Here is a 2,342-nt window from a genome sequence, read left to right on the forward strand (position 1 = left end):
AGGCGGGCGCGCCCTGCGCCACGATCCGGCTGCGCCAGGCATAGGGGTGGTTCTGCGCCGGGGTGAGCCGGCGTTCCAGCATGATCGCCAGCCCGGCCATGCCCACGCAGAACACCATCATCAGCACGACGTACGGCCCGTGCAGCGAGGCGCCCATCGGCCCGCCCACGGCCGGACCGATCGCCAGGGCCAGCTGCTTGACCAGAGCGAACGCCGAGTTGTACTGCCCGGCGAGCCCGGTCGGAGCGAGGTCCGCGACCAGCGGCGCCAAGGTCGGCGACAGCAGCGCCTCACCCAGGCCGAACAGCGCGTACACGGAGATGAACGAGACCGTCGCGACGGCCTGGCTGACATCGGCCAGCCCGGAGAACCCGGCGACCGCCCAGGCGAAGGTCCACAGCAGACCCACGGCCGCGATCACGCGGGAGCGCCGGCGCCGCTCGACGAAGCGCAGCACCAGGAACTGGGCCAGCACGATCACCGCCGTGTTGGCGGCCAGCGCCGTGCCCAGCGTGGACGTCGAGATGCCGGCGGCCTCCACCCCGTAGGCGCTCAGCCCCGACTCGAACTGTCCGTAGCAGGCGAAGAAGAGCACGAACCCCAGGACGCACAGCCACACCATGGCCCGGTTGCGCATCAGCGAACGCCAGTCGGCCTTGACCGCGGGGACCTCCTCGGGCGAGCCGTCCGGCAGCCCGGCCCTCGGCAGCCTCGTCGTGGCCATCAGGCCGGTCAGCAGCACGAACATCGCCGCCTGGATGGAGAACAGCAGGGTGAACGAGCTGGGCCGCGTCGGGTCCACCAGGTGGCCGCCGATCAGACCGCCGACGCCCAGCCCGAGGTTCTGCAGGAAGAACTGGGTGGCGAACGCCCGCGTCCGCGAGGCCGTGGACGAGCAGTCGACGACCAGCGTGGCGAGCGCGGGCTGCATCACGGCCTGGCCGGCGCCGAGCAGCGCCGCGGACAGCAGCACCGTGGCCGCACCGGCGGACAGGCCGAGCGCCAGCGAGCCACCCGCGGCGGCCGCCAGTGAACCGATCAGCACCGGAAGCGCGCCGCGCGAGACGATGGCCCGCCCGGCGAACGGGAGCACGATCAGGGCGGCCACCGCGAACACCGCGAGGACCAGCCCCGCCGTCACGGAGCCGAGCCCCCGCACCTGTGCCACGTAGACGTACAGATACGGAACGGTGAAACCCAGACCGAACGCACTGAGTGCGCTGCCCACATGGATCCGCCGCATCGCCTTGCTCACTGTCACCTGCCTCGCACGATCGTTAACCTTGAACACTTAGAACCTAAAGTTCGAAGCTAAACATTACATCCTCGAGGGCTTCAGGTGCGAAGTCTGTGCATGCGATACTCCACACATGGCCGACAACTCCGCAGACCGGACTGCAGCGGCGCCCGGTGAGCCGACGCTCGAGGAGCAGATCGCGGCCTACCAGCGCGAGTTCCAGGACCTGGATCCTCAGGTCGAGAAGGTGGTGTCGGCGCTGTCCCGGCTCAACCGCCGGATGAACGTCGCCTACAGCCGCCAGACCGCGGATCTCGGCATCAGCAACGCGGAGTGGGAGGTCCTCAAGGCCTTGGTGCTCTCCGGCGCCCCCTACCGGATGGGGCCGGGCGAGCTGGCCAAGCGCCTGGGCCTCACGCCGGCCGCGATGACCCACCGCATCGACCGCATGGTCGCCGAGGGTCTGGTCACCCGGGAGCGCGACGAGTCCAACCGGGTCCGCGTCATCGTCGAGCTGACGCCGTTCGGCCGAGAGAAGTGGCTCGACGCCATGCGCCTGGCGAGCGTCTTCGAGGAGGACCTGCTCCAGGACCTCTCCTCCGGGGAACGCCACACCCTCGGCGAGCTCCTCACCCGCCTCCTCATCCGCGTCGAACACGCCCAGCCGGACGCCGGCGGCCGTCTGACCGACCTGGACTGACCTGGGCTGAGGGCGGCCAGACCCCCGCCTCGGACGTCACACCCGGGCGCCTTGACACGGCCCACTGCGATCCGTAAGGTTCTTCGAGTTGCCACCGAGCCGTCACGGTTCGCCGGCAACCGTTCGCCGCTCTCAGCGGCACCTCACACCCAGCACGATCACTCCTCGCGAGAACTATTTCGGCATGCCCGGAATGGAATTCGTGTGGACTCGAGGTATCCCCGCCGGACCCGAATGGGACCCGATTGGGCGCCACGGGAAAGATCCGCTAAGGTTTGAGACGTCGGAAGGGCCCAACAGCCCAGAAGACAAATCCCGCTGACTGGGAATCAGACGCCGAAAGGATCTGATAGAGTCGGAACCGCCGGAAAGGAAAGCGCGAAAGCGCCGGACTGGAAAGCGCCG

At 69.0% G+C, this 2,342-nt stretch carries 2 protein-coding genes; one reads left to right on the forward strand and one right to left on the reverse strand.

The annotated features are described in order from the left end of the window. Positions 1–1,255: MFS transporter (locus HW445_RS27310; protein ID WP_180223546.1), on the reverse strand; the 1,255-nt coding region annotated here is incomplete at its 3' end. A gap of 115 nt (positions 1,256–1,370) precedes the next feature. Here HW445_RS27310 and HW445_RS27315 point away from each other — a divergent pair. Continuing rightward, positions 1,371–1,937: a MarR family winged helix-turn-helix transcriptional regulator gene (locus HW445_RS27315; RefSeq protein ID WP_180223545.1), complete on the forward strand. Its 567-nt coding sequence runs from the start codon at positions 1,371–1,373 to the stop codon at positions 1,935–1,937. Positions 1,938–2,342: the final 405 nt, after the last annotated feature.

This window comes from Streptomyces sp. UH6, assembly GCF_013421635.1.
Lineage (GTDB): Bacteria > Actinomycetota > Actinomycetes > Streptomycetales > Streptomycetaceae > Streptomyces > Streptomyces abyssomicinicus.